The 26,036-nt window shown below is 28.6% G+C and carries 24 protein-coding genes and 1 other annotated feature; of the genes, 21 read left to right on the top strand and 3 right to left on the bottom strand.

Features of this window, described 5'->3' with window-relative positions:
* Positions 1-28 precede the first annotated feature (28 nt).
* The 10 genes from J1C67_RS13480 (at position 29) to J1C67_RS13525 (ending at position 13,609) form a co-directional block, all read left to right on the top strand.
* On the top strand, positions 29-2,431 hold the full coding sequence (locus tag J1C67_RS13480) for a hypothetical protein (protein WP_089965513.1): 2,403 nt from the start codon (positions 29-31) through the stop codon (positions 2,429-2,431).
* Positions 2,431-3,357, top strand: coding sequence for an ABC transporter ATP-binding protein (locus tag J1C67_RS13485; RefSeq protein ID WP_089965515.1), 927 nt, complete (start codon positions 2,431-2,433; stop codon positions 3,355-3,357). Before J1C67_RS13480 ends, J1C67_RS13485 begins: the two co-directional genes overlap by 1 nt.
* A gap of 14 nt (positions 3,358-3,371) precedes the next feature.
* Positions 3,372-4,241: an ABC transporter permease gene (locus J1C67_RS13490; protein ID WP_089965518.1), complete on the top strand. Its 870-nt coding sequence runs from the start codon at positions 3,372-3,374 to the stop codon at positions 4,239-4,241.
* A 12-nt stretch (positions 4,242-4,253) separates the two neighbouring features.
* A complete protein-coding gene (locus J1C67_RS13495; RefSeq protein ID WP_167867081.1) occupies positions 4,254-5,780 on the top strand; it encodes a pectinesterase in 1,527 nt (508 codons plus the stop codon).
* Positions 5,781-5,869: 89 nt separating this feature from the next.
* Positions 5,870-6,853: an AAA family ATPase gene (locus J1C67_RS13500; protein ID WP_089965523.1), complete on the top strand. Its 984-nt coding sequence runs from the start codon at positions 5,870-5,872 to the stop codon at positions 6,851-6,853.
* Positions 6,854-6,856: 3 nt separating this feature from the next.
* Positions 6,857-7,741 (top strand): DUF58 domain-containing protein, encoded by an 885-nt coding sequence (locus J1C67_RS13505; protein WP_089965525.1) that lies wholly within the window; start codon positions 6,857-6,859, stop codon positions 7,739-7,741.
* 15 nt (positions 7,742-7,756) lie between these two features.
* Entirely contained in the window at positions 7,757-9,544 is a 1,788-nt protein-coding gene (locus J1C67_RS13510) for a vWA domain-containing protein (RefSeq protein WP_167867080.1), read from the top strand.
* Positions 9,545-9,556: 12 nt separating this feature from the next.
* Complete coding sequence (locus tag J1C67_RS13515) at positions 9,557-12,376, top strand: VWA domain-containing protein (protein ID WP_167867079.1); 2,820 nt, start codon at positions 9,557-9,559, stop codon at positions 12,374-12,376.
* Between the two features lie 71 nt (positions 12,377-12,447).
* Positions 12,448-13,086, top strand: a complete 639-nt coding sequence (locus J1C67_RS13520; RefSeq protein WP_089965533.1) for a hypothetical protein — start codon at positions 12,448-12,450, stop codon at positions 13,084-13,086.
* Positions 13,087-13,273: 187 nt separating this feature from the next.
* Positions 13,274-13,609 carry a YddF family protein gene (locus tag J1C67_RS13525; protein ID WP_089965535.1) on the top strand — a complete coding sequence of 112 codons (336 nt, stop codon included), beginning with the start codon at positions 13,274-13,276 and terminating at the stop codon, positions 13,607-13,609.
* Between the two features lie 98 nt (positions 13,610-13,707).
* Here J1C67_RS13525 and J1C67_RS13530 read toward each other — a convergent pair whose 3' ends face one another.
* Complete coding sequence (locus J1C67_RS13530; protein WP_089965537.1) at positions 13,708-14,880, bottom strand: hypothetical protein; 1,173 nt, start codon at positions 14,878-14,880, stop codon at positions 13,708-13,710.
* An 887-nt stretch (positions 14,881-15,767) separates the two neighbouring features.
* Here J1C67_RS13530 and rpsU point away from each other — a divergent pair.
* From rpsU to trpB, 5 genes are all read left to right on the top strand, one after another.
* A complete protein-coding gene (gene rpsU / locus J1C67_RS13535; protein WP_089965540.1) occupies positions 15,768-15,944 on the top strand; it encodes a 30S ribosomal protein S21 in 177 nt (58 codons plus the stop codon).
* 328 nt (positions 15,945-16,272) lie between these two features.
* Entirely contained in the window at positions 16,273-16,812 is a 540-nt protein-coding gene (locus J1C67_RS13540) for a flavodoxin domain-containing protein (RefSeq protein ID WP_167867078.1), read from the top strand.
* 218 nt (positions 16,813-17,030) lie between these two features.
* Positions 17,031-17,414 (top strand): hypothetical protein, encoded by a 384-nt coding sequence (locus tag J1C67_RS13545; protein ID WP_089965546.1) that lies wholly within the window; start codon positions 17,031-17,033, stop codon positions 17,412-17,414.
* 201 nt (positions 17,415-17,615) lie between these two features.
* Positions 17,616-18,134, top strand: coding sequence for a DUF6241 domain-containing protein (locus tag J1C67_RS13550; RefSeq protein ID WP_167867077.1), 519 nt, complete (start codon positions 17,616-17,618; stop codon positions 18,132-18,134).
* A 130-nt stretch (positions 18,135-18,264) separates the two neighbouring features.
* Positions 18,265-18,503 (top strand) — a binding site (T-box leader).
* Between the two features lie 220 nt (positions 18,504-18,723).
* Complete coding sequence (gene trpB / locus J1C67_RS13555) at positions 18,724-19,908, top strand: tryptophan synthase subunit beta (RefSeq protein ID WP_167867076.1); 1,185 nt, start codon at positions 18,724-18,726, stop codon at positions 19,906-19,908.
* 106 nt (positions 19,909-20,014) lie between these two features.
* On the opposite strand, the gene J1C67_RS13560 is transcribed toward trpB, so the two are convergent.
* Entirely contained in the window at positions 20,015-21,193 is a 1,179-nt protein-coding gene (locus J1C67_RS13560; RefSeq protein ID WP_167867075.1) for an iron-containing alcohol dehydrogenase, read from the bottom strand.
* 370 nt (positions 21,194-21,563) lie between these two features.
* On the bottom strand, positions 21,564-21,878 hold the full coding sequence (locus J1C67_RS13565; protein ID WP_089965555.1) for a heavy metal-binding domain-containing protein: 315 nt from the start codon (positions 21,876-21,878) through the stop codon (positions 21,564-21,566).
* Positions 21,879-22,252: 374 nt separating this feature from the next.
* Between J1C67_RS13565 and J1C67_RS13570 the strand changes: the two genes are divergently transcribed.
* From J1C67_RS13570 to J1C67_RS13595, 6 genes are all read left to right on the top strand, one after another.
* Positions 22,253-23,587 carry an APC family permease gene (locus J1C67_RS13570; RefSeq protein WP_167867074.1) on the top strand — a complete coding sequence of 445 codons (1,335 nt, stop codon included), beginning with the start codon at positions 22,253-22,255 and terminating at the stop codon, positions 23,585-23,587.
* A gap of 205 nt (positions 23,588-23,792) precedes the next feature.
* A complete protein-coding gene (infC, locus tag J1C67_RS13575; RefSeq protein ID WP_089966514.1) occupies positions 23,793-24,314 on the top strand; it encodes a translation initiation factor IF-3 in 522 nt (173 codons plus the stop codon).
* Positions 24,315-24,335: 21 nt separating this feature from the next.
* Entirely contained in the window at positions 24,336-24,533 is a 198-nt protein-coding gene (gene rpmI / locus J1C67_RS13580; RefSeq protein WP_089965560.1) for a 50S ribosomal protein L35, read from the top strand.
* A 30-nt stretch (positions 24,534-24,563) separates the two neighbouring features.
* Entirely contained in the window at positions 24,564-24,923 is a 360-nt protein-coding gene (gene rplT / locus J1C67_RS13585; protein WP_089971157.1) for a 50S ribosomal protein L20, read from the top strand.
* A 161-nt stretch (positions 24,924-25,084) separates the two neighbouring features.
* On the top strand, positions 25,085-25,423 hold the full coding sequence (locus J1C67_RS13590) for a PadR family transcriptional regulator (RefSeq protein ID WP_167867706.1): 339 nt from the start codon (positions 25,085-25,087) through the stop codon (positions 25,421-25,423).
* The gene (locus tag J1C67_RS13595; RefSeq protein ID WP_167867705.1) at positions 25,416-25,976 is read left to right on the top strand and encodes a DUF2812 domain-containing protein; all 561 of its coding nucleotides are present in this window, start codon (positions 25,416-25,418) and stop codon (positions 25,974-25,976) included. The genes J1C67_RS13590 and J1C67_RS13595 overlap by 8 nt, the downstream gene beginning before the upstream one ends.
* The last annotated feature ends 60 nt before the right edge of the window (positions 25,977-26,036 follow it).

The raw sequence follows: 26,036 nt of genomic DNA on the forward strand, positions 1-26,036 counted from the left end.
AAAAAAATGTAACTTAGGGGGATTAAAAGTGAAGAAATTTATTGAAAAAAATTTATTTACTGCTTTAACATTAATTTTAGCCTTGGCTTTAGTTTTTCCAGCCTTAAATGTTAGTGCAAAAAATAAAGAGATAGGAAAATATGAAGTTAAAGTTAGTTATGGTATTGATGGAAAATATAGAGCTATGAAATTTGTACCAGTTACTGTTGACATGAAAAGTTTAGAAAAAGATTTTAAAGGTGAGATAGAAATAAGAGTGCCTAGTAGACTTCCAGGATCATATGATTCATATAGCAGGTCAGTAAATATAGCTAAAGGTGAAAGTGGCCAGGCAATAATTCCAGTTAGGATGCCTGAAACTGACAGTAAATTTACAGTGAATATTATGGAAGATGGTAAAAGTGTCTTAGAACAAAAAATAATTTTTTCAAATGGTAGAGTAAGCGAAGGGAATTTATTTGCAGGCGTGCTTACAGATGATTTTACTTCTCTTGGATATTTAAGTTATGTTAATTATGGTGATATACAAAGTGGGAGAACCGGTGCTTTAGATACGGTTAAGTTAGATATTGATAACATAGGGGATAATCATTTAAATATAGATGGGTTAGATTTAATATTTATTAATAATTTTAATATGGGTAATTTTAGTGAGGAAAATTATAAAAGTTTAAATGCTTGGGTAAATAAAGGTGGAACTTTAATTATTGGTGCTGGTGTTAATGAAAGCAAGACAGTTAAAATAATTGATAAATCTTTACTGGAGATTAAATCAAATGGAACTTCAAATAAAAGTGTAAAACTAGTAAATGACAGCTTGGATTTAACATTATCAAGTTTAGAAATTAAAAATTCAAAGGTTAAGATTGGAAGTCAAGGACAGGAACTAGTTTACTCTGTAGAAAAGGGAAAAGGAGAAATATTAGTTACTACTTTTGATTTAGGAACAGAACCTTTAATATCTTCAAAAGATGCATCAGAAATCTGGAATAAGCTTTTAGTTAGTAGTTTTGGTGATATGAGAGATAAATATAAGAATGGTGGTATGAACTACAATTATCAAACAGAAAATTTAATTAAAAATATTCCAGTAGATAAAGTGGTAAATGTTTTGACTTTAGCTATAATAATTGCAATATATGCTTTAACTATTGGAATAGTTCTATATATAGTACTTAAAAAAATGAAAAAGAGAGATTTGATTTGGGTGGCAGTTCCAACACTTGCAGTAGGATTCGCTCTAGTTATATATTTAACTGGAAGTTCTACAAGAGTTAATGATTTAATAGTTAATCAAGTAAATATTATTGATATAAATAAAGATGGAAAAGGTCAAGTGAAGGGATGTGTAGGGGTTGGAACTAAATATAAAGATGATGTCACTATAGAAAAGCCACAAAATATAGTAATGAATTTTATGGATGCTAGTAATGGTTATTATGGAATGCCAGAAGAACAAGTGTTAGATAAATTAAGAGTTAAAACTGCGTATAAAAATAATAATTCCTACTTTGAATTCAAAGATAGTAATGCTCTTGAAATGAAACAATTTGAAATATCTGGGAAAGAAGAAATTTTACCAAAAATAGAATCTACCTTTAATTATGATGGTGGAAACCTAAATGGAAAAATTAAAAATAATTTAGATAGTAATATAAATAAATTAATACTAGTATCAGGAGAAAATGTTTGGGATTTGGGAACTGTAAAAAAAGGTGAAGAATTAAGTATAGATAAATTGGAAATATCTAAAGCGTCAGGAGTTAGTATGTATGGAGATGAACTCGCAAGCAAATATGTAGATGTAAAGTATAATAAAAAAGGTGATGTTAGATCAGAAGAATTTAAAAATATTACTAGGTATGGAAATGTACTTCAAATGTTAAGTAGTGAAATTATATTTAATGCGGAATCTAAATTAATAGCAATAACAGATATGGAAGTAGATTATGGAATTGAGTTTGGTAAAAAGACTTTATCTAAGTATGATACTACAGTTTTAGTGCAGGGGTCAGAAATCGATTTTAAAGATAAGGATGGAAATACAAATTTCCCTCAAGGGTATTTTAAAGGTGTAGTTGAAAGTACTGCAGGAAGTGCTAATGAAGATAAGCATAGTGGACTGATTTATGGTGATGGTGAAATGATTTATAGTTTTAAAGTAAATGATGAAACTACAATTTTAAATATAAATGTTAATAAATCAGAAAGTAGATATGGAAATCAAGGAAATAAAGGTAGTGCAGAATATTATGTTTATAATTATAAAAACAGTGAGTATGAAAAAATTGCCTTGGATTCTTCAAAGGAAATTACTTTATCAAATGAAATAGATTACTCAGTTGATAATAAAATAAAAGTAAAGGTAGTTCTTAAGGATGCTACAGAAGGCCAAATTCCTAAGTTAACTATTAAGGGGAAGGTGAAATAATGCTAGTTATTAAAGATCTTGAAAAGTCTTATGGTAAATTTAAGGCTCTAAATAAATTGAATTTAGAAATTAAAAAAGGCGAAATATTTGGGTTTATAGGTCCAAATGGGGCTGGGAAAAGTACAACAATGAAAATAATATCAGGATTACTTTCACCAGATAGTGGCGAAGTTTATGTAGATGGCATTGATGCTATTAAGAATAATAAAGCTTTAAAAGATAAAATAGGATATATGCCAGATTTTTTTGGTGTATATGACAATTTAAAAGCTATAGAGTATTTAGAGTTCTATGCCTCTATTTATGGAATTGTAGGCATTGATGCGAGAAAACTTGGAATGGATTTATTAGAACTTGTAAACCTTCAAGATAAATATGATTGCAATGTTGATGGGTTATCAAGAGGAATGAAGCAAAGGCTATGTTTAGCTAGATGCTTAGTGCACAATCCTGAACTTCTAATATTAGATGAACCAGCATCGGGTATGGATCCAAGAGCGAGATTTGAAATGAAGGGAATTCTTAAAAATCTTAAAGACATGGGGAAAACAATAATAGTTTCATCTCATATACTTCCAGAACTTGGTGAAATTTGTACTAATATTGGAATAGTTAAAAATGGAACAGTGGTATGTCATGGAACTGTTGATGAAATAATGTCAAGAGCAGCAGGCTTATCTCCATATATTATTACAGTTATGGATAATGTAGAAAAAGCTATTGAATCATTAAGAGAAATTCCAGAAGTTGGAGAAATTTCAGTGGATGGAAATAAAATAACTGCAAATATATCTGGTGGAGATAAAGAAGGAAAAGACCTTTTAAAAGCTTTAGTTCTTAAAGATGTATCTGTAATAGGCTATGCTAGGGCAGTTGGAAACCTAGAGGATGTATTTATTCAAATAACTGAAGATGATAATAATTAAAGGGGTGAAAAATTATGAGAATAAATCCAGTTTTAAGAAATGAAAGTAAACTAGCAGCTAGGACTCCAAAGTTTACAATATTACTATTTATATATATAGCTATATTATCAGCAGGGGTATTAGTGTTTTATAACTTATATTCAGAAACATTTTATGCAAATGGATTAGATTTACAAAGTTCGGTAATGCTATATTTTGGAATGGCTATTGGGCAAGCAGTATTATTAATGTTTATAGTACCTGCATTAACATCGACAGCTATATGTTCAGAAAGAGAAAAACAAACTTTAGATATGCTATTATCAAGTAAACTAACACCGTTTCAAATAATAATTGGTAAACTATCATCATCTTCAATTAAGGTAATAATGCTTATAATATGCACTATGCCTATTTATGTAGTTTGCGGATTAACAGGTGGAATAAGAATATCTAATATAATACAATTAATAATGTTCTTTGCAGTGACTACAATTTTTGTGGGTTCGATTGGTGTATTTATATCAACCTACACAAAAACTTCAAAAGTTGCAACAGCCTTAACTTATGCATTAGTGTTATTTATATTTATAGGAACATTAATAATTGCATTTATAATTTTAATGGTTGAAGGAATGAAAGGTAATGGAGCAGATCCAGGGATACCATGGATAGTTTACTTAAGTCCTGCAACAGGGTTTATGAGTATGCTTAGTAATCAAGTTGGTATGGTAGGCCAAATGGGTTATATGGTGCCTAGTATGGATATTTCAAAATATGCAGAATATATATCAATAGCAATTCAATTAGGATTAAGTGTTGTATTTATATATTTATCAGTAATTAAACTAAATCCATTAAATACAAAAAGAAATTTAAAGATTTTTAAAAGAAAAAAATCATAAAGGGGTAAGAGTATGAATTCTTTAGATAAAGCTATTTCAAGTTTTGTAGATAAGGCATCTAAAAGAATAAAGGTAAATTTCTTACTGAATTTGAGCATAGTGGGATTAAAACTCCTACTATGCTTAAGTCTTTGTTTATTATTAATTTCATTATTTATTACAATTCCATATATAGAGGAAATTTTAATAATAATAGTTGTAATTGGAATGATTGCTACTTTGATTTATGGGTTTATTAAAGCACCAAATAAAAGTAGAGTTGCATTAATTGTAGATTCAAAAGGGCTAAAGGAAAGGGTTACTACTTCCTTAGAATTAATTGGAGAAGAGGATAATATTTCAGTGGCTCAAAAAGAAGATACGATAAATGCTATTAAAAACTATAATTTGAAAGATAATCTAAAAATAAAATCTGATAGAAAACAGCTATATTTAATAGTTGGATTAATTGCTATGTGTTTTATGACTTCAATAATACCTACAGTAGCAAAAAAAAATGCAGATAATATTAAAGAATTTAATAAATATAAAAGTGAAGTTGTTAAAAAAATAGATAAAGAAATGAAAGAAGTAGATAAACTTGAAAATCTTGATGAAGAGGAAAAGAAAGAGATTAAAAAGATTTTAGAAGATGCTAAAAAGGAATTAAAAGAGGGCACTAAAAAAGCAGAGCTTAATAAAACTTTAGAAAGATTAGAGAAGAAATTAGATGATAAAAAAGAAAAAGTAAAAAGTGAGGAAGGAAAAAAATCATTAGATGAAGTTAAGAAGAATTTATTAGAGGATTTTAATAAAAAGAAAGAAGAAGAAGCAAAAAAAGATTTAAATAAAATAGTAAATGAGTTAACTAAAAAGGAAGAAAGTAAAAAATTAGCAGAAGCTTTAATGTCTGATAATAAAGATGAGATTGCAAAGGCTTTAGGTGAAATGAAAAAGTCACTATCTAAAATGAGTAGCGCACAAAAAAGTAAATTATCTAATTCATTAAAAAATGCCGCTCAAAACATGTCAGATGAAGATTTGGCAAAAGCTTTAGAAGAAGCTTCAGATTCAGTTTTGGATGGAGACCTTAATGAGGAAGATTTAGAAAAAGCATTAGCTTCACTTAAGAAAAGTTCGCAAAAAGGGAAAAAGCCTGCTGAAGGTAAACAACCAGGAGCAGGAGCAGGAGCAGGCGAGGGTGAAGGAAGTGGTTCGGGTCAAGGCAAAGGTCAAGGTCAAGGAAGTGGAGCAGGTGGAGGCTGGAATACTGGAAGTACAAATGGCACAGAAAAAGAGTCTGAGAAAAAAAGTGGAGAACAGATTTTTATTCCAGGTAGAGATGTGGGAACTGATGGTAATTTAACAGGAAATAAAAATGAAAATGGTGACACTCAGCAGGTTGAAACTAAAACTGGATTAAACTTAGATGGGTCAAAAGCAAATTATGATAAAGTTATTGGTGACTATACAAATAGTGCATTAGAAGGTGCAAATAATAGTAATTTGCCAGAAAGTTTAAAAGACTTAATAAAAGAGTATTTTGAAGGGTTGAATTAGTGCTTGTGTTTAGATCTCACATATAGAATATAAAAAAATACTGACTTGTTATTTAGATTTACAAGAGATATTAGATGGGAGGAATAATAATGGATATAAATGAAAACATGTTAAAAGAAGTTGCAGAAAAAATAAGGAAATGTGAAGAGGAAATTGGAAAAGGAATTATAGGACAAAAAGAGGTTATAAGAAATGTTTTAGTTGCAATTTTTGCAGATGGAAATGTTCTTTTAGAAGGTATGCCTGGAATGGGTAAAACACAGCTTGTTAAAACTATAGGACGTGTTTTAAACCTTGATTTTGCAAGAATTCAATTTACACCAGATTTAATGCCTGCAGATGTTGTTGGAACAAATTTAGTAGTTAAAGAAAATAATAATACTGTATTTAAATTTGAGAAGGGACCTATATTTACAAATCTTTTACTTGCAGATGAAATAAATAGAGCAACTCCAAAAACACAATCTGCTCTTTTGGAAGCTATGGGAGAAAAAACAGTAACAGTTGGAAAAACAACTTATGAAATGTCAAAACCATTTATGGTTCTTGCAACTCAAAATCCAATAGAACAAGAGGGGACATATCCCTTACCGGAAGCTCAATTAGATAGATTTTTATTTAAAATAAATGTGGATTTCCCAAATTTAAATGAGCTTAAAGCTATTATGGATTTAACTTTAAGTAATAACAAAGTTGAAATAAAGAACGTTTTAGAAGGTAGTGAAATTTTAGAAATTAGAGAAATAATTAGAGAAGTTAAAATCGCAGATGCTGTTAAAGAGTTTGCACTTAAATTAATTCTTGGAACTCACCCTGAAATAGAAGATGGACATGACCTTGCAAAACAATATGTGGAAGCTGGAGCAAGCCCAAGAGCGGCACAAGGAATAATAAGTGGAGCTAAAGTTTTAGCAGTTATGGATGGTAGGTTTAATGTTTCTTTTGATGACATAAAAGCACTTTCATACCCAATTTTAAAACATAGAATAATACTAAATTTTGATGCAATAACAGAAGGTATAACAGAGGAAAGTATTATAGATAAAATACTAGAAGACTTAAAGGTTGTGTAAAAAATGAGTGTGAAAATATTTAATGAGGACTTCTTTAAAAAGCTAAACAAAATTAATATGCATATTAATTTTAAACTTTCAAGTGGAACCCAGGGAGGAAGAAAATCTAAAGCTAAAGGAGTTTCTGTTGAATTTTCAGATTATAGAGAATATGCAGCTGGTGACGATTTTAGAAGAATTGATTGGAATGCCTATGGAAGGTTTGATAAGTTTTTTATAAAGGTATTTATGGAAGAGAGAGAAGGTGTGTTTAATTTCTTTATAGATAAAAGTAAATCTATGGATTATGGTGAAGTAAACAAAAAAGATACAGCACTAAAAGTAGTTGGAGCTTTAAGTTATATTGCACTAAATAATTTAGATAGAGTAAATATAAATACAATGGAAAGTGGGACTGTTAAATCTTTAAAAAGTGCTACAGGAAATAAGGGGTTTCAAAGAATATTAAAAGAACTAGAGTCTATGGAATTTGATGGATCTACAGATTTATCTCAAAGTATTAAAAAAAGAAATTTAAACTCAAGAGGAATATCAATTGTAGTTTCAGATTTTCTAAATAATAATGGACTAGAAACTTTAGAAGAGGGACTTAAATATTTAGCTTTTAAAAAGCAAGAAATTATATTAGTTCAAATATTAGCAGAAGAAGAGATAAACCCACAGTTTAATAATGAAATAACATTTATAGATTCTGAAACTAATGAAAACTTAAAAATGAGTTTAACACCAAGTATAATTAAAGATTACAAAAATTCTTTAAAGAAATATAACAAAGAAATAGAATCTTTAGTGAAAAAATATGGGGGAAAGCTTATAAGTGTAAGCTCATCTAAATCTATAGAAGAAATAATATTAAATGATTTTAGCAAAAAAAGAGTACTTTATTAGGGGAGGAATTGATTTATGGGATTTACAAGTCTTTGGCCATTATTTTTATTAATAACAGTTCCTCTACTTATAATGCTTTATATATTGAAGAGGAAATATAAAGAAGAAGTTATATCTTCATCTTTATTATGGAAAGAAGTTTATAAAAACACTAGAGCCACTACACCTTGGGAAAAGTTTAGAAAAAATATAATGTTTTTATTGCAATTATTAATATTACTACTAATAATATTTGCATTAATGAAACCATTTTTAAAGTTTGGTGGAGAAAGTTATAAAAATGTAATTATAGTTCTAGATAACACTGCAAGTATGAGTACAATTTATAATGAAAAAACTAGACTTGAAAATGGTAAAGATTTAGCAAAAGAATTTTTAAATTCTGCAAAAGATGGGACAAATGCTTATATAGTTAACTTTGATGGAAGTGGAAATTTATTATTAAGCGGAGAACCTAGCAAAGATATATCCACTGAAACGATTAATAAAATAACACAAAGTTATGGTTCTGGTGATATAAATGATGTTGTATCTTTAGTTAAGGCTGTTGGAGAAGGTATTGGAGAAGAATACGAAACATTAATATTTACAGATAAAGATGTTAGCTTAGGTGATGTAAATGGGAAGGTAGTTTCGCTGGGGAACATTGGAAGCAATGGATCTGTAGATAATATATCACATAAAGTTATTGGAGAAAACATGAAAATTATAGCTACAGTTTCAAATAGAGGAACTGGAAGTTATGAAGGAGATTTTTCACTTTATAATGGAGATGATCTAATAAAGGTTGAAACTTTATCTTTAGCAGAAGGTGAAAAGAAAACTTTAAGTTTTGAGTTAGAACAATTTAAAGGAGAATATTTAAAGGGAGAGCTTTCAAGAAAAGATATAAATTTAGAAGATAATTTATATTATCATGTTATAGGTAATACAAAAATAAAAAGAGTATTAATCGTAACTACAGAAAATGTATTTTTAGAAAAAGCTTTTGGTAGCATTCAAAATACAGAAGTATTTAAAACTAATGATGTATCAAACTTAAGTGAGGGAGATAATTACGATCTTTATGTATTTGATAATGTTAAACCAGAGGTGATGCCAAGCAAAGGAAGTATCTTATTTATTAATCCAACTTCAAATAATTTTTTCAAGGTTTTAGAAGGTGGAGAAATAGGAGAGGCAACAGCAGTGCCGGGAGAATTATCAAGTTACTTAGAATCAATAAAATTCACATTATCTAAATATGGTAAATTAGAAGTACCTTATTGGGGTAGAGGATTTTTATCTGTAGATGAAAGTGCAATTGGATTTAAAGGCGAATTTGAAGGAAGACAAATAGCAGCATTAACCTTTGATCTTCATAATAGTGATTTAGCTTTAAAAAAAGAGTTCCCAATTTTAATATATGAATTAGGAGAAGATTTAATTTCCAGTGGAATGCTTTATAAAAGTAATTTTAAATGTGGCGAAAAAGTTGTAGCTAAGGGACGTTCTTTAGATGAAGAACTTAAAGTAACTTATCCAAATGGAGAAGTATTAGCCATAAAATCTGGAGATGAAATAAAAGAAGAAAAGAATTTAGGATTATATAAATTAAACTTAGGGGAAGAAAAAGAATTGTTTTCAGTAAACTTCCCAAGTGAAAAAGAAAGTAATACAAATTCGGAAGTAGCAGGTGAAACAGAAAGCTTAAGTAAGGTAAAGGGTGACTTAAAAAGAGGAATAAACATTGAACCTTTTATAATACTTTTAGCAATGTTGATAGTAGGTTATGAATGGGTTATGTATAAAAGAGGAAATTAGGAGGTAGGTTATATGAATTTAGAAATAGGAAACTTATATGCTTTAATATTAATTCCGATAATTTTTGCCTTTATGTATTCTACCTTTAAGAAACATAAACCAGCAAGCAAAAATGACTGGGTAATATTAATAAGCAGAATAATAATATTTACACTTTTAGTAGGCGCTTTTACAAATATTAGTTTAAATTTTAAGGGAAGAAATGTTTCAACAGTATTTATATTAGATGTATCAGAAAGTATGGGAGATTTTAAGGAATCGGGAGAGTTATTTATAAATAATGCCTTAAAAGAAATACCAAAGGGAAATAAATCAGGAGTTGTTATTTTTGGAGATAACTCTAAAATAGATAAAGTTTTAAATAAGAAAAAAGAATACAAATCAATAAATGAAAACCCAGTAGTTAGTGCAACTAATATACAAGAGGCTGTAGAATCGTCATTAGCTTTATTTAAAAAAGGAACTTCAAAAAGAATAGTTTTAATAACTGATGGTGAAGAAAATCAAGGGGACATTTTAAAAGCTATTCCTCTTATAAATGAACAAAATATAGATTTTAAAATAAATAAAGTAACTACTAAAGCTGGAGATGAAGTTTACGTTGATAATGTAAAAGTTCCAGATAATATTTCAGTTGGAGAGGAATTTTCAGTTCAAATAGATCTGCAATCAAATTATGCAGCAAAGGCAAAACTTATACTGTTTTCAGGAAGAGATAAAGTAGGAGAACAGGATGTTCAAATACAAAAAGGTAAAAATGCTTTTGTATTTAAAGATAAGCAAACAAGTGGAGGCTTTAAAGGATATAGGGTTTTAATCGAAGCTGAAGGTGATACTTCGAAAATAAATAATGAATTTAGTGCTTTTACTAATGTAGTAGATAAGCCTACAATTTTATTAATTAACGGAAAGCTTGGAGAATCAGAAGCTTTAGAAAAAATTCTAAGTGAAGCTGGAGCAAATGTAAAGAAAATAGGGTCAAAGTCAGCACCAATGAAGTTAAATGAATTTTTAGAGTATAAAACAATTATTTTAAATAATGTTCATAAAGATGATTTGAATAATGGATTTATGGATAATGTAGAAACTTATGTTAAAGATTATGGTGGGGGGGTTGTATCCTTTGGTGGAGAAGAAGCTTATGCACTTGGAGGTTATAAAGATACCTCATTAGAAAAAGTTTTACCAGTCAATATGGATAAAACAGGAAAAAATGAAGTCCCAGGAATAAGTTTAAACTTAATTATTGATAAATCAGGAAGCATGAGTGGAGAAGCTGGCGGTGTAAGTAAATTAACACTTGCAAAAGAAGCTGCAATGAAAGCTTTAGAAAATTTAAGAGAAGTTGATGAAATATCTCTTATAGCATTTGATGATACATTTGAAGAAGTTGTACCACTTCAAAAAGTAGGAGATAAAAATGCTATAAAAGAAAAAATATCAGGAATTCAAATAAGAGGAGGTACATCTATATATCCAGCTTTAGATGCAGGCTATAAGATTCAAAAAGAAAGTAATGCGAAAATTAAGCATACAATTCTTTTAACAGATGGAGAAGATGGAATGCCATATGCAGCTTATGCAGAACTTTTAGCTGGGTTTAATTCAAGTAATATAACACTTTCAACAGTAGCAGTAGGAGAAGGTGCAAACCAAACACTTTTAGGAGACCTTGCAACTGTAGGAAAAGGGAGAAGTTATTATACAGATATGTACACTGATATTCCTAGAATATTTGCAAAAGAAGTACTACTATCTGCAGGTACTTATATAATAAATGAAGAATTTACACCAAGTATTTTAAGTAACCATGAAATTTTGTCGGGAGTAAAAACTTCAGAAGGAATCCCAAGCTTATTTGGATATATAGGAACATCAATAAAAGAAGATGCTATAGAAATATTAAGATCAAATCATGATGAGCCAATACTCGCTGCAAGGCAATATGGTCTTGGAAAAACAGTATCTTGGACATCCGATATAAGTGGACAATGGAGTAGAAACTACTTAACTTGGGAGTATGGAGCTCAATTAGTTAAGAACATGATTTTCTATACAATACCACAATATGGAGAAGAGGGAAGACTTAGTGTAACACAAGAAGGAAATGAAGCGAAAGTTGAGTTCTACAATGATAAAATTAGTAAAGATGCTAAAGTTAAGGGTTTATACAATGGAGAAAATGATAAAAAAGGAGACTTTGAATTAACGCAAACACAGCCAGGTAAATTTGAAGCAAATATTCCATTAGAAGATTTAGGATTTTATAATTTTAGCATAAGAGAAGAAGAAGAGGGTACAGTTAAAAACAACTATAAAGGGGGATTTGCACTTCAATACTCACAAGAATTTAAATTTAATAACAATGTACAAAAACTAGATACTGTAGTAAAAGAAACAAAAGGGTCATTTATAAACAAACCAGAAGAAGTGTTTACAGGAGATTTAGAAAAAGAATATAATAAAATTAACACAGTAACACCACTTCTAGTAATTAGCATTATTTTATTTATGTTAGATATAGCTTATAGAAGATTGAATTTAGACTTTAGCAAATACTTTAGAAATAGAAAGAAAAACAAATCTAAAGTTTATAAAGAGAAGACTAAGAAAAAAAGCATGAATAAAGAAGCAAGTATAAATGAAGATTTAAAGATAAAAACTGAAGAGGCTATAGACTTAGAAGTTAATGAGCATACGCCTAGAAAAAATAATAAAAAATATAAGAAGCAAGATAATAATGTAACTATAGATAGTGAGAAAATTGGAAAGAAAGAGACACTAAATACAGGAATGCTTTTAAAGAAAAAGAGTGATAGAAAAAAAATATAAGGGAGGGAGTGAGCTGAAAGAAAATAGCGAGTCAAAGATTTTGACTTGCTATTTTAAAAAAGCTCTATTATATGACTATAAAAAAAATATCCTTATTAATTATTTTTTCAATAATTATATTGAATATAGCTGGTTGTAGTAGTAAAAGTTCTAATGACTTATCTAAAAATGAAGAAAATATTCAAGAAGAGCAAAAGGTTGTAGAGGAAATACCAGAAGTAATAACTTCATTTGTGGCTCTTGGCAAAATATATACTTCAAGCAAAAATTTAAGTGAAGTTAAAGCAAATACAGATATTTATGATGATCAACTTTCAAAATCATATGTTCCTGGGGAATATAAAGAATTAGATTTTGCTAATGATTTATTATATGCTTATGTAAATCAAAATCAAGAAATTTATAATAACTTAATATCCTTTGATGAAAAAAGTGAATCAGGAATAGCACCTATAACAGCAGAGGATAAAATTAAATTGCAAAGTGATTTGAAATATTTAAGAGAGCAAATGAAACTATTAGATGGTGAAACTATGGTATTAAAATTAGATAAGGTAACTTATAGGGGAAAAAGTTCTAAAACAAATAAGGGAGCATCCTTTAAAATAAGAGTTGCAATATCAGCTGCTGGTGATTATAGCGCTGCTTGGAATTCATATAACGTTGAAGTATATGAAGAGGGAAACAAGTTAGTCGCTCACTTATTTTAGAACGTTATTTAATTAGAGATTTTAAAGAATATTACTAGTTATTTTTAAAAAGCTTTCTTAATAACAAATTATTTGGAAAAAATTAAAAGTAGAATTTTATATCAGAAAAATTCAAAAGATAATATTTCTACATATTGTAACAAATGGTATAATATAAAGAAAGAAAGTAAAGAGGAGCATATAGTTTATGAAAAATGAGGATTTACCTGTTGGATTATTTAATGGAACAGTCGCTACTACAAATGGATTATATAGTATAAAAGATATAGATCTTGATACTGCTAAAAGATATATAAAACAAAAGGGTTTCATATCAGCAATTGGTCATGAAGCTACGGCAGAAATTATGTCGGATTTATTTGGAATGAATATTCCAATGAATAGAATTCAATTTCATCAACAAATAGGACAGATTGGCATTGTTTTTAAATTAAATGAAAGACCGCCTGAAGGAGAAGTATTAGATAGAGCAGAGCTTGAACGAGTAGGCTATTGCTTGAAGATTATGGAAAGATTTGAATAAGCAGATAATTAAACATAAAAAACAACCTTCAATATAATAACTGAAGGCTGTTTTTATGTGTGAAAATTTATTTGTTAGTGATTAAATAAATATATTATTTAAGGTAGATATTGAACTTCAATTTTATATACTTTACTTGTTTCTTTAGAAATAAAAATAGATATTTCTTGTAGAACAGTTTTAGTATAAGTATAAGAAATATAGCTTGGATCATCTTCTTTAACAACTTCTAAATTAGAGAAAGCAGATTCCACATCCTGCTGAGTAGAACCAACTTTTATACCTTTAGGCAATTCTATAGGCAATTTAGTATCAGTGTCATTTGAAATAAAAGATGTGACTAAACAGTTTTTATAACTAGTTGAAGTATCTAGTTCATTATATAAATTCGTATCTAATGAAATATTACCTTTTCTTAAGATAAACCCAAAGGCTGTATCTTTAGCATCTATTTTTTCGTAAGGAGCACTCTCAATTACCCAACCATCTTTTTCAAGTTCAGCAAATGGAACAGGTACATTATATAAAACACCATCGTATTTAACATTAAAACTTAGTAAATCATCAGTTAGTTCCTTAGGAACTTTATAGGTTGATGATTTACTAATTGATTCATTAGAATTAGCAGATTCAGATGAATTAGTTTTATCTGGTGAATCATTAAAATTTCTTAAATCAATTTGTGAAACCTTGTTTGTTTCAATATCTATCATGATATCAATAGTTTTATAAGTATTAACTTCGTAAGTGAACTTTGTATAAAGTTCAGATTCATAAGAATCAGTAGGTTCTCCGTATGCTGAAAGCACCTCTTCTTTTGAGCTTCCTAAAGTTATGCCTTTAGGTAAAACTAGTTTTAATCCATTTTCTGCATAATATTCATCTATAGCAATACCACCAACTATACATTTATCAGCTGATTGTACGTTTTCGCTAGAGTTAAATATATATGAATTTATTTCTTTATCTCCATTTTTCAGTATTGTTCCTAATGTGTGTTGAGAAGGTTCTAGATTAATTAAGTCAGCTTCTTTAATTACCCAACCGTTTTTTTCTAATTCTGAAAATGCAATAGGTAGATTATAATCTACACCATTTAATACTATTTCAAAACTATATAAATCATCTGATTTTGGTGAAGATATTTTATCCGAATTGACATCTTCTTGAATAAGTTTTTTATCTTGAATATCTTTATTAGTTTCGCCTTTAGAACATGAAAATAGTGATACGCTAGTAACTAAGCATAATATTAATAATAATTTTTTCATTTTATTCTCCTTTTATAGTTCTAATAATTTTTATTAAATAGAATTAATTTATATATGTATATAGTTGCTTAAGAAATATATCCAACAGATATTAACATAAAATAGGTAAACAATACAATGTTTTTAAATAAAAGGGAGTAATAGAGGTGAAATTTACTCCTATATTTTTTATGGCTCACTTAAATATATGAAGTAATTAATTTTTTTAAAAAACTTTATAAACTTTTTTAGTTACTAATAATAAATTTTAATTTTTATAATTAGTATTATTTATGTTGTTGTAAATAATATAATTTTAATTGTATTATTTAGTTATATTATTTACTTTCTTGTTTTGAAAACACCCTCAATGTGTTTTCAAAATACCCCTTGTTTATTTTCATAATAATTAATTTAACTTTACATAATACTTAAATTTAATAAGCCAAAAAAATATATAACCTATATTTATTTCTTCTACGACCTTGGATGTCGCTGGTTTTAAAAGCAAACGTATTTTCAGTTAAGAGTAACTGCGACTTGGTGGAAATAGTAAGAAACAAATAACACTTTAATAATATCCACATGCTATATTTTACATAAATTCAAATGTTTTTAATGCGAGTGCATCTTTTTTAGAGCGTCTTGTTTAATAGAAATTGCTTTTATTTCCTTAATAATAAAGAAGATTTTATGTATTTAGCACAGTCTAAAAAGATATTTTAAAGAAGTAATTATCTAAAATATGAATAGGAAATATTACATCTTGAGAAAATTATATTCAGCTATAAGTAAATATAGTATTTACAGTAGCATAGTTTATAATGTATAATCAATATAGGCTGAATTCAGCAAACAAAAGTTGTGAATTAGATAATGATTTACGCTAATGTAGGGAGGGATATAGAATGTCAGAAATTAAAGTTGGAGCAAATGAAACAATAGAAAGTGCATTAAGAAGATTCAAGAAAAACTGTGCAATGACAGGAATTCTTGCTGATTTTAAGAAAAATGAGCACTATGAAAAGCCAAGTGTTAAAAAGAAAAAGAAATCAGAAGCTGCTAGAAAAAGAAAGTTTAAATAGTAGTTGGCTATAGAAAACTAAAGCTATACAAAAAAGGGTGTCGATTTTATCGACACCCTTTTGTATTTTTAAATATGTTAGCTAAAGGTATGGATAAGATATATATATTTCAGAAATATTAGATTATAGTATAGTTATTTAGTTATTTAGTTATTATATAAGTCAGAGCAATATAGAATGGTTCAATAAATTCACAAATATTGTATTGAAAGTAAGGGTAGAGTATAATTAGAGTAAATGAACCATCAAATAAGCCAGAGCATAGCATGATAATAAAAGAAAATTAAAAATAATAGGCTAATATTGAGGGTGTAAAAGGGGTTTTAAAATGAGTAAAAGTGTTATAGTTTATAAATCTAAGTATGGTAGTACAAAAGTTTATGCTCAGTGGATAGCTAAGAAATTAGAAGCTGATATTTATGAGGTTAATGAAGTTAAAGTGGATAAACTACTAGAATATAATAATATTATATTTGGAGGCGGTCTTTATGCTGGGGGCATAGGTGGCTCAGCCATAATTTCTAAGAATTTTCATAAGTTGAAAAATAAAAATATTATTGTATTTACAGTTGGATTATCACCTACTGAAGATAAGAGTATTTTTAAACCGGCAATAGATAAAAATTTTTCTGCAGATATACAAAGAGAAATTACTTTTTTTCACTTAAGAGGTCGAATTGATTATAAAAAGTTAAGTTTAATACACAGAGTAATGATGGCAATGCTAAAGTTAGGAATTGCTAAAAAGAAACCAGAAGAACTATCAGATGATGATAAGCTTATGTTAAAAACATATGGTGATAAAATTGATTTTATTAATATAAATACGGCTACAAAAATAATAGAATATGTAAAAAATATAAAATAAAGTAACTTTTAACAAGGAAAAAGTGATGAGCTTAAAATTAAATCATAGTTAATTTGCTCATTTTATCCATTAGATATTTTAAAGAAAAAGTTTGAATTATGTAAAGTATTGGTAATTGAATTGTAATAATAAAATTGAAGGGTGATTATGAATAGATATATAAAGCATAAGAGAAACTATAATAATAGATAATATGTAAAGAAAGAAGGTTGTCTTTTATGGATGATATAATGAAGGATGCATATAAAATAGCTGACAGATATGAGGTTATTCTTAAAGGAAATATAAAGATAAATGGTGATGTTAATTGTTTAGTATTTGCACATTACTGTGAAGATACATTATTTTACAAACATTTATTTAAAGTATCCAAAGATATTTTAAAGGTTAATAGAAAATCTAAAAACAACCTTAAGGAAATAAAAGAGTTAATAAAAATATCAGGATATAAAAAGGTTTGGACTAAAGGCGTCTTTTCAGTTTACGGTGACCTACGTCCTTTAGCAGTTGAAGCTAAATTGGGAACGTGGGGAAACAATGGGATTATTGAAAATGAAGAATATGGATCTAATTTTCTGATATCTGCTATATTTTATAAGTAGACTTATATGAGATGTAGTTAATTAATTGAGCAAACGTATCATTCAAGCTATATTATTTACGCTCTTGTTTTCATAATACCTGAATTTGATTAACATTTATAGAATAGGTCATAAATATTCCCTATATTAATATTTTATGTTAATATATAATTGTAAAGGTTTTCCAATTATATTATTATATTTAGGGAGGTATGAGTAGGGATGGATGAAGAAAAAGGGGAATATAAAGAAAGTGCACAGGCAGTACAAAATAAAAGGAAACTAGTTAAAGTAGTTGTGATAGTAAATAGTGTTTTACTTATAGCTGTTATAGGATTTTTTGCTTATAATTTATTTAATAAAAATTTTGGGTCTGTAAATGAGGCTGCCAAAGAAACGTTAAGTGAAATTAAAGATATAGAAAGTAAGGAAGAACAAAAACAGATTGTTAAAGATTATGATTTTGTACATCAGATGAGTAACAATTTAATTGTTTCATCTGATGGAGTTAAATGGGGACAACAAGCGGTAACTTTAGAAAATATTGATTTAGGAATTGAGATGTTGAAAAATGATTCATATATAGTTTCAGAATTAAATAGGTGGAAAAAAGGAGAATTTAAAAATTCTGTTGAAATACATAATTATTGTTGGAGAATTCTTGAAGGAAATGTAGGGAAAGCAAAAGGTCTTTCTCAAGAAGGCATTGATGTAGCCTTAAAAGCTATAAAAAAAGAATAAATAGGAAATTATAATAGAGAGTATATGAGAGTATTATGAAGTAAAGATAATATAGTTATTTTATATAGATATATATGCTTATAAATGAATGTAGCCATAATGTATATATACCCATATAATTATATTAAAGTTAAAATCTATGATAAGAGATAGTAGTTAATGGAGTTTAGTTCCAGCGAATTTGGGTAGGTGTGAGCCAAATACTGTAGCCATTAATGAATGGGTCTTTGAGATGATATTCCGAAAATTTTGTAGGGATATACGGAAAGTCTACCGTTAAAAGGACAGGATATCGATTTTAAAAAGTCTGTATCTTATTGAGAATATGTACATGGGTGGCATAACGAAATTTTACATTTCGTCCTATAAAGGGCGAGGTGTTTTTTATTGTTTAAAAATGCTTAGTTATGCTATAAAAAATTAATGTATATATATAATATGGGTGGCAACACGAGTCATTTCGTCCCATTATCTAATGCATAGCTATTGGATAATGGGTTGGAGTGGCTTTTTTTTCGCATTAAATGGTTAGTTTGAAGATCCTGTAGAGTAAAATAAAAAAATTAATTAAGAAAGTGAGGAAAATAATATGAATGGAAAATTTAATGGGTTTGGTGGACAATATGTACCAGAAAAACTAATGAATGCATTAATAGAATTAGAAAAAGAATTTTATAAAGCTAGCAAAGATGAGGTGTTTATGGAAGAATACAGATATTATCTTAAGGATTATGTAGGGAGACCAACATCTTTATATTATGCGGATAATATGAGTAAAACCCTAGGTTGTGCAAAGATATATTTAAAAAGAGAAGATTTAAATCATACAGGAGCTCATAAAATAAATAATGCATTAGGACAAGTGTTATTAGCAAAAAGAATGGGTAAAAAGAAAATAATAGCAGAAACAGGAGCAGGTCAACATGGAGTAGCAACTGCAACAGTAGCTGCAAAGTTTAATATGCAATGCGAAGTTTTTATGGGAGAAGAGGACATGCATAGACAGTCTCTTAATGTTAAGAAAATGGAAATGCTAGGAGCTAAGGTTACAGCAGTTACAAGTGGTTCAAAAACTTTAAGTAATGCTGTAGACGAAGCCATAAGCAGTTGGGTTGCAAATGTGGAAGATGCTTTTTATATAATTGGATCAGTAGTTGGGCCGCATCCGTATCCGACAATGGTTAGAGATTTTCAAAGAGTAATAGGAGATGAAGCAAGAAAACAAGTTTTAGATAGAGAGGGGAGATTGCCTGATTATATATTAGCTCCAGTTGGTGGTGGAAGTAATTCAATGGGAATATTTTATCCATTTATAGAAGATAAAAATGTGAAATTAATTGGAGTTGAAGCTGGGGGGCTTGGGGTTGAAACAGCTTATCATGCAGCAACTATGGAAAAGGGCAAAAAAGGAATAATTCATGGAATGATGACTTATGTGTTAAGAGATGAAGCTGGAGACGTATTACCAGTGTATTCAATATCAGCTGGTCTTGATTATCCAGGAGTTGGACCAGAACATGCTTATTTAAGAGATGTAAGTAGAACGAGCTATGTATCTATAACAGATAAAGAAGCAATAGAAGGATTTCATTTCATAACAAAAGAGGAGGGCATAATCCCAGCTTTAGAATCAGCGCATGCAATAGCTTATGCTATGAAGTTAGCACCTATTTTAGATAAGGATAAAATTATTATTGTGAATTTATCAGGTCGTGGAGATAAAGATATGGACACTATAATTGAATTCGATAAATTATCTTCAAATAATGATTAATCAAAATGAACAACAGATTATAAAATTATTTTGTAGGTAATTAATATAAAATACCAAGTTTAGGACTACTAAACTTGGTATTTTGTTTATTATAATAAATGAATTATTATTTATAAGCATTTTTTATAATTTCTATTGTTTCATCTAAAGATAAAGTATATCTATCTAAAGTGAAAAGTCCACCCATTGTATTTCTTGCATTTTCAGCTATTTTAGGTATTTCATCTTCTTTAATTCCAAAGTCAGACATTTTTAAAGCTTCAACATTACAATTTTTTATTAATTTTTTCAAAGCGATAATAAATGAATGGGGACGTTTGTGTTCAGGTAATGAATCTACGTCTTCCCCCATTGCTTTAGCCATATCAATAAATTTTTCAGCAACTTTATCTTCGAAGAAGCTATAATAACTCTCGCATAGCATAATAAGCCCCGCTCCATGAGGCAATTCTGGATGATAAGCACTTAATGCATGCTCCATAGAATGTTCAGATGTACAACTAGAGGTGGATTCTACCATTCCGGATAGGGTATTCGCTAAGGCTACATTTGTACGAGCGGTTATGTTTTCACCATTTTTAACAGCTTTGGATAAGTTTTGTGAAATTAATTCAATACTTTTTAATGCAAATATATCACTTAAAGGAGTCGATATATTTGCTATATATCCTTCGGTTGCATGGAATAATGCATCAAAACCTTGGTAAGCAGTTAAATGTGGAGGAATAGAAGTCATAAGCTCAGGATCAACTATGGATAAAATAGGGAATGTATCTTCGATTCCAAAGCCTATTTTTTCATTAGTATCTTCTTTAGTTATAACGGTCCAAGGATCAGCTTCAGTGCCAGTACCGGCAGTTGTAGTAATTGCAACTATAGGTAAGGCTTTCTTAGAAACAGTCTTATTACCTCCGCTACCACCGGAAATATAATCCCAATAATTGCCTGGGTTTGTAGCCATTACAGCAATGCTTTTAGCAGCGTCTATACTACTACCACCACCAAGTCCAACTACAAAATCGCAGCATTCCCTTTTAGCCATGGAAGCGCCCTCCATTACACTTAATAAGACAGGGTTTGGGAGTATTTTATCAAAGACTAAGCTTTGAACACCATTTTCTTTAAGTAAACATTGAACTTTATCTAAATAACCATATTTTCTCATGGAATTACCGCCAGAAATTACGATTAGTGCCTTGGTGCCAGGTAATTTTACCTTTGATAATTCATTTAGTTTACCAGGACCAAAAAGTATTTTTGTAGGAATAAAATATTGAAAATCCATTGATATACCTCCATGTATTTATTTTTTAGAATTAATCCTATATAAATTAGTTTAGACTAAAAAGTAGAATATTATAATCAATAAGGTTATAAAAATAAAAATACCCATTAACTTTTATTAATTTAAAAAGTTAATGGGTATTTATTAAGACAGTTTAAAAATAACAATACAATAGCTAGTCTATTTTAAATGTTGACTTGTTATTTTTTGAATCTCTAATAATCTTTATAATCTTTGTGTTCTTCTTTTTCTAGCTTTTTTTCTTTGCATCTGTTTACAATAGTCGAAATTAATAAACAAATTGATCCTAAAATAATGATTGCATAGATTAAAATAATAAGGAGTATAATAAAAAACATGTGAGGAACAACTACTCGATTACAACGGCAGTACCGTAAGCAACCATTTCACAAGATCCAGGTGTGATGGAAGATGACATAAGTCTCATTGCAACAATGGCATTTGCACCTTTTGCAGTAGCATCATCAACCATTCTTCCAATAGCAATTTGCCTAGCTTCAGTTAGCATTTCAGTGTAGCCAGTCATTTCTCCTCCAACAAGGTTTTTAAAACTAGCACCGATATCTTTCCCTATATGTTTACACCTAACAGTACCACCTTTTACAAGTCCCTTAACTTCTATAATTTCCTTTCCGGGAAAAGTTTCAGTAGTTAAAATTAACATAATATACCTCCTAAAATTTGTATGTTTAAATATTATCATAATAAAACTTGAAATTCAATTAAATTTCAAGTTTTACAGTATATTTGTTTGAAAGAAATATAGCAGTTTATTAAGTTTGCTACATATTATTATAGAAGTTCTATTACAATAAATAGTAAAGGGTATTGAAAAAAATGTATAGAATATTAAAAATTACAAAGAATAAACAATAAAGAATAAAAGTATGGTTTAATAGGGGATTTATATTAAATTATTGAATAACTGATAAAAAACACAATATATATTTTAAATTATGACAATTTATGATATATTAAATACTATATAATTTAGGCATATTAAAATAAAATTTTACTTAGGATGAGGAGGAAATGTACATGAAAAAAAATGAATATGGTTTATTTACTACCGTAGGTATGATTGTAGGAGTTGTTATTGGATCAGGAATATTTTTTAAGAGTGATAACATACTTGTCGCAACAAATGGAAGTATAGCACTTGGTGTGCTATTATTTTGTATTGCTGCAATCGGAATTGTATTTGGAAGTCTTACAATTTCAGAACTTGCAGCAAGAAGCAGTAAAGCTGGTGGGATAATAACATATGCAGAAGAATCATATAATAAATCTATTGCATGTGCACTTGGGTGGTTTCATACTTTTTTATATTATCCAACTATAATTGCAGTAATTTCTTGGGTTTCAGGAATATATATATGCATGTTATTTGGATTTAATAGTACACTAGAGATGCAAATTTTAATTGGATTATTTATAATGACTATTACATATATAATGAATATATTATCAGCAAAGCTTGGTGGGATTTTTCAAAATGCATCAACTATAATTAAAATAATTCCATTAATAGTAATCGCAATTGCAGGAACATTATTTGGAGAGACAAGTACAGTTATACTAAGTGATATAACTAGTATGAAATCATTTGGATGGATAGCAGCTATAGCTCCAATCGCATTTTCATTTGATGGATGGATAATGGCAACATCAATAGGTCATGAAGTTAAAGATTCTAAAAGAAACTTACCGAAAGCACTAGTTATGGCGCCTTTATTTATACTTGCAATTTATTTATTATATTTTGTAGGGATTAGTATGTATATTGGAACAGAAACTATAATGAACCTTGGAGATGCTCATGTAGCATTAGTGGCAAATAATTTATTTGGACCATTTGGTGCTAAGATAATACTTACATTTGTAGTTATATCAATACTTGGAGCAGTTAATGGTGTTATAATGGGACACACTAGATTACCATATTCTTTAGCAATTAGAGGTATGTTCCCTAAATATAAAACATTTTCGAAAGTAAATGATAAGATTGGAATGCCTGTACAATCTTCTATTATTGCATTTTTAATATCATTAATTTGGTTATTAGCCCATTATATAATTTTAAAATCAAAAATACTTAATAACTCAGATATATCAGAAATATCAATTACAATTAATTATTTATTATACATAATTTTATATTTTAAGGTGTTTAAAATGGGTATAAGCGGTGAAATTAAAGGCCTATGGAGAGGAAAGCTAAATCCGATTTTAGCAACCGTTGGTTCATTAATAATTTTAGCTGGAAGTATCCAAAATTCATTGTTTTGGGTTTATGCAAGTATATCACTAAGTGTACTTATTGCAGCTATTCTATTTTGGAAATATCAAGAAAAGGATATAAATATAGAATAATAAAAAAAGGTTGACAACAATTTAGTATCATGATAAAATATATTTTGTTAAGAGGAAACACAGCCGTTTCTCACCTTACGGCATTATGCTTAGTTAGGTAATTATTTTAAAATGTAACTGAATTAATTTCAGTTAAATATAGAATAATGGGGACGGCGGAAGCTGTCCCCATTATGTTGTGTTTTTATTTAAAAAATTTATGGAGGTGGAACATATTAGTAAAAAATTTATTTGTAACGATGACATAAGAGAGAGAGAAATTAGAGTTATAGGTCATGATGGAAGCCAATTAGGAATAATGGCAACTAATGATGCTCAAGAAATTGCAGATGAAAAAGACTGTGATTTGGTAATGATTTCTCCAACTGCTAAACCGCCAGTATGTAGAATAATGGATTTAGGTAAGCATATCTATGAGCAAGCAAAGAAAGACAAAGACGCAAAGAAAAGTCAAAAAGTAGTTGTTCTTAAAGAAATCAGATGTAGTCTGAATATTGAAGAAAACGACATTACTATTAAGGCTAAAAATGCTAGAAAATTCCTACTAGATGGGGATAAGGTTAAAATCACTGTTAGGTTCAAAGGTAGAGAAGCTACACTTGGCCATATGGGTAAAAAAATTCTTGAAAACTTCTTTGAAAAGTTAGAAGATATTTGCATAATTGAAAAATATCCAAGACAAGAAGGTAGAAACATGACAATGATTGTAGGCCCTAAAAAAGCATAATCTGAGAGGAGGATTATTATCATGCCAAAAATGAAAACGCACAAAGGTGCAGCAAAAAGATTTAAGAAAACAGGTACAGGTAGACTTAAGAGAGCTAAAGCTTTCAAGAGCCATATCTTAACTAAGAAAAGTTCAAAGAGAAAGAGAAACTTAAGAAAATCTGCTTTAGTTTCAACAACTCAAGAAAAAACAATGAAGAAATTATTACCATATCTATAAAATAGATATGTATATAGGAGGAATTGAAACATGGCAAGAGTTAAAAGAGCCGTCAACAGTCGTAAAAACCATAAAAAGGTTTTAAAAGCTGCAAAAGGTTATTATGGTGGAAAAAGTAGACTATTCAAAACTGCTAATGAATCAGTAATTAGAGCTTTAAGAAACGCATACGTGGGTAGAAGATTAAAGAAGAGAGATTTCAGAAGTTTATGGATAGCTAGAATAAACGCTGCTACAAGAATTAATGATCTTTCATACTCAAAATTCATGAACGGAATGAAGTTAGCTAATATAGATATCAACAGAAAAATGTTATCAGAAATAGCTATAAATGATCCAAAGGCATTTGCTGACTTAGTAGAAGTTGCAAAAAGCCACATAAGTAAATAACATATTAATGTCACCGAAAGGTGGCATTTTTTTGCGTTTGAAATTATTTATATATTTCCATAAAAAACTATGTACATATTTTCCAAAATAGGATATAATATTTTATAGGTAGTATCGGAGTGCGATATAACGTATAACGATGTTGTGTGTGAGGTGATGTTATGTCAAAGGAAGCTATACAGTTTCTGCCATTAACTGAAACAACTTATTTAATTTTATGTTCGCTAAGTAGGCCTTTACATGGGTATGGCATTATGCAACAGGTTTCTGATGTTACAGAAGGAAGAATTCTACTTGCACCTGGAACTCTTTATGGTGCATTAAGTAAATTAAGCAAGGATAATTTAATTTCAACTGTGAGCTCAGTAATAGATGAGGATAAAAAGAAAAACTATATTTTAAGTACTTTAGGTAGTGAAGTAGTTAAATTAGAATTAGTGAGATTGGAGAAACTTTTAAGAGAGTCTAAAATATTATTGGGGGTAAATGAAAGTGAGTGATTTAAAAAGAGTTTTTAAATTATTTTATATTTTTGACATTCACAAAGAAGAAGAATGGCTAAATGAAATGGTAAATAAGGGGCTTCATTTTAAAAATGTAAAGTTCTTATGCTTATATACCTTTAAAAAAGATACATGTGAAGATGTAATATACAGAATAGATTTTAAAGAAAAAATATATGATAAAGAGGAATATTATAAGCTTTATAGAGAATATGGATTTGAATATATAAGCAAGATGAGGTATTTCAACTACTTTAAATACACCGGTGAAAAAGAAAATTACAAGAGTATAGAATTGTATAATAATCCTACAGAAGAACTAAAATGGCTAAAAAAATATCATTATTTGATTTTAGGTTGCTTTATGTTCGAACTTGTAATTCTAACAAATATGATTATAGGAAAGCTTAATGATAATTCTATATCTATTTTCCCAATATTATTAATTGGATTGTTTTGTATATTAATTTTGTTTACAACTACTAAATTTTCACTATCAATTAATAGACTAAAAAAAATTGTAAAAAAAACAGGCGAAGCAGAATACTAATAAAACAATTCAATAATGGATGTATTAAAATGTGAAATTGAAGTGCACTCTACATTGAAT

This window comes from Clostridium gasigenes (assembly GCF_017348895.1).
Lineage (GTDB): Bacteria > Bacillota > Clostridia > Clostridiales > Clostridiaceae > Clostridium > Clostridium gasigenes.